Source organism: Paraburkholderia sp. LEh10 (assembly GCF_017814945.1).
Taxonomy (GTDB): Bacteria; Pseudomonadota; Gammaproteobacteria; order Burkholderiales; family Burkholderiaceae; genus Paraburkholderia.
In genome coordinates, this window is the sequence record NZ_JAGIPX010000143.1 from 1 (window position 1) to 2,950 (window position 2,950).

At 62.3% G+C, this 2,950-nt stretch carries 3 protein-coding genes; 2 read left to right on the forward strand and 1 reads right to left on the reverse strand.

The features are described from left to right. Nucleotides 1–258: 258 nt before the first annotated feature. A complete protein-coding gene (pqqA, locus tag J8I87_RS45895) occupies nt 259–333 on the reverse strand; it encodes a pyrroloquinoline quinone precursor peptide PqqA (RefSeq protein ID WP_075161304.1) in 75 nt (24 codons plus the stop codon). A gap of 419 nt (nt 334–752) precedes the next feature. On the opposite strand from pqqA, the gene J8I87_RS42870 reads away from it, so the two are divergent. Together J8I87_RS42870 and J8I87_RS42875 are read left to right on the forward strand one after the other, a co-directional pair. Then, nucleotides 753–2,249 (forward strand): form I ribulose bisphosphate carboxylase large subunit, encoded by a 1,497-nt coding sequence (locus J8I87_RS42870; RefSeq protein WP_209938652.1) that lies wholly within the window; start codon nt 753–755, stop codon nt 2,247–2,249. Nucleotides 2,250–2,283: 34 nt separating this feature from the next. Continuing rightward, nucleotides 2,284–2,685, forward strand: a complete 402-nt coding sequence (locus J8I87_RS42875) for a ribulose bisphosphate carboxylase small subunit (RefSeq protein WP_209938654.1) — start codon at nt 2,284–2,286, stop codon at nt 2,683–2,685. The last annotated feature ends 265 nt before the right edge of the window (nt 2,686–2,950 follow it).

A 2,950-nucleotide genomic window follows, 5' to 3' on the forward strand; every position in this document is an offset into this window, starting at 1 on the left:
ATTGGCGGTGTGAGCCGCTTTCTTTGCTTACTTTCTTTGCGGCGGCAAAGAAAGTAAGTGCCGCCCCGCACAGGGGCGACGCCTGCGCCGCGAGGCGTATCGCGGATGCCCGCGCAGGGCAAAGCAAACCGTATCGCGGATGCCCGCGCAGGGCAAAACAAACCCGCAGGGCAAAGCAAACCGTATAGCGGCAAACTTGCTCTGCGGCACCGCAAAAAACCTAACAACAGGAGCCGCCCAAAGACGGCCCCCCACACCCTATCGCGTAGCGATATACATCGTCACTTCAAAACCGAATCGCATATCGGTGTAGCTCGGAGTAGTCCACTGCATATTCTTCCTCCTTTCAAGAATGAAAACGGCAGTCCCAGTACGACCGACGCCCTCATGTGCGAGCACGCAGGACACCCGGTCGCGTCGGCCATGTTGCTGATGCAACTGTCGTACCAGTCTCCATCCACTCGGGACAGGAAAGCCTCCGGCGCACGCCACGTCCAGCTTACGCGTCTTACTGTAGCGGAACCGCAGCAAAGTGTTGCACGAGCCGATACGCGCATTGTGGACGCATTTCCCATCCAGTGCACGCCAGTTAACGGATCACTTAAGCCTGCTGAAAAAAATCGTGAATTCACTTCATCCGGGACGCCGCCTACATTGACCTGCATGGCCCGCGAGCATCGACGCCCGCAGGCGTCCCACCGAACGTGCTCGGCCGCTTCCCGGCGCGCCGCGTTCACCGTCGAGGCAGCGTGATGAACGATTTCAGCAAGGAGGCCGTGAAGCCGGCCGATAGCGCAACATCAGGCGAAAAGCGCTCGCGTTACGCAGCAGGCGTCATGAAGTATCGCGAGATGGGCTACTGGCAGCCGGACTACACGCCCAAAGACACCGACGTGATCGCGCTGTTCCGCATCACGCCGCAGCCCGGGGTCGAGCCTGAAGAGGCGGCGGCGGCCGTCGCGGGCGAATCGTCGACGGCCACCTGGACCGTGGTCTGGACCGACCGTCTGACCGCGTGCGACATGTATCGCGCGAAAGCGTTTCGCGTCGATCCCGTGCCGAATTGCGCGCAAGACGAGCCGCAGTACTTCGCGTTCATCGCGTACGATCTCGATCTCTTCGAGGAAGGGTCGGTCGCGAACCTCACGGCGTCGATCATCGGCAATGTGTTCGGCTTCAAGCCCTTGAAGGCGCTGCGGCTCGAAGACATGCGCATTCCCGTCGCGTATCTGAAGACGTTTCAGGGTCCGCCGACGGGCATCGTCGTCGAACGCGAACGGCTCGACAAATACGGCCGTCCACTGCTCGGCGCGACCGTCAAGCCGAAGCTCGGCCTGTCCGGCAAGAACTATGGACGCGTCGTCTACGAAGGCCTCAAAGGCGGCCTCGATTTTCTGAAGGACGACGAGAACATTAATTCCCAACCGTTCATGCACTGGCGCGACCGCTATCTGTTTTCGATGGAAGCCGTGAACCGCGCACAGGCGCAAACGGGCGAGGTCAAAGGCCACTACCTCAACGTGACGGCCGCGACGATGGAAGACATGTACGAGCGCGCCGAGTTCGCGAAGGAACTGGGCTCCTGCATCGTGATGATCGATCTGGTGATCGGGTGGACGGCGATCACGTCGATGGGCCGCTGGGCGCGCAAAAACGACATGATCCTGCATCTTCATCGCGCGGGGCATGGCACGTACACGCGGCAGCGCAATCACGGCATCTCGTTTCGGGTGATCGCAAAGTGGCTGCGGATGGCGGGCGTCGATCACGCGCACGCGGGCACGGCCGTCGGCAAGCTGGAAGGCGACCCGCTCGCCGTGCAGGGCTATTACAGCGTGCTGCGCGAGTCGCACAACCCGGTCGATCTCACGCGCGGCATCTTCTTCGATCAGCCTTGGGCAGGCTTGCGCAAGGTGATGCCCGTCGCGTCGGGCGGGATTCACGCGGGACAGATGCATCAGTTGCTCGATCTGTTCGGCGACGACGCGATCCTGCAGTTTGGCGGCGGCACGATCGGCCATCCGTCGGGCATTCAGGCGGGCGCGACGGCCAACCGCGTCGCGCTCGAAGCGATGGTCAAAGCGCGCAACGAAGGCCGCGACATCGCGAACGAAGGCCCCGATCTGCTCGAAGCGGCTGCACGGCATTGCACGCCGCTCAAGCAGGCGCTCGATACATGGCGCGAGGTCACGTTCAATTACGCGTCGACCGATACGCCCGACTTCGCCGTCACGCCAAGCGTGGCCTGAGTGATCGATGTCCGATGAAACCAGGGAGCCAGCGATGCGCATCACTCAAGGAACGTTCTCTTTCCTGCCCGAGCTGACCGACGACGAAATCCGCATGCAGATCCAGTACGCGCTGAGCCAGGGCTGGGCGTGCTCGGTCGAATTCACCGACGACCCGCATCCGCGCAACACGTACTGGGAAATGTGGGGTCTTCCCATGTTCGACCTGCGCGACGCGGCGGGCGTGATGCTTGAAGTGACGAAGTGCCGCGAAGCGTATCCGCAGCATTACATCAAGGTGAATGCATTCGATTCCGTGCGCGGTTTCGAAACGATGCGGCTGTCGTTCATCGTGAACCGGCCCGACGTGGAGCCGACGCTCGTGTTGGGCCGCCAGGAAGACCGCGCGCGCGTGCAGCGCTATTCGCTGACGACTGTGCGTGGCGCGCCGCGCTAGCGGGTGATTGACGGTCGAGCGGATGAATAGGGTTGGGGTACGGCGTTGAAGCGCCGCCGACTTCCGCCGACATGCCGTGGGAGCAGAGTAGGGCGTTGAAGCGTTAGCTCTGGTTGACTCGATGTGGGATGGGAGCAGGTGCTGAAGCGCCTACGCCCAGCGACCTGGCGTGGGACCGGAGTAAGGCGCTGAAGCGCCGACGCTGATGACTCGCCATGGGATGGGAGCAGGTGCTGAAGCGCCAACTCCGATCGACCTGGCGTGG

Coding starts and splice junctions, on each gene's coding strand:
- J8I87_RS42870 (WP_209938652.1), top strand. CDS start 753: ATGAACGATTTCAGCAAGGAGGCCGTGAAGCCGGCCGATAGCGCAACA.
- J8I87_RS42875 (WP_209938654.1), top strand. CDS start 2,284: ATGCGCATCACTCAAGGAACGTTCTCTTTCCTGCCCGAGCTGACCGAC.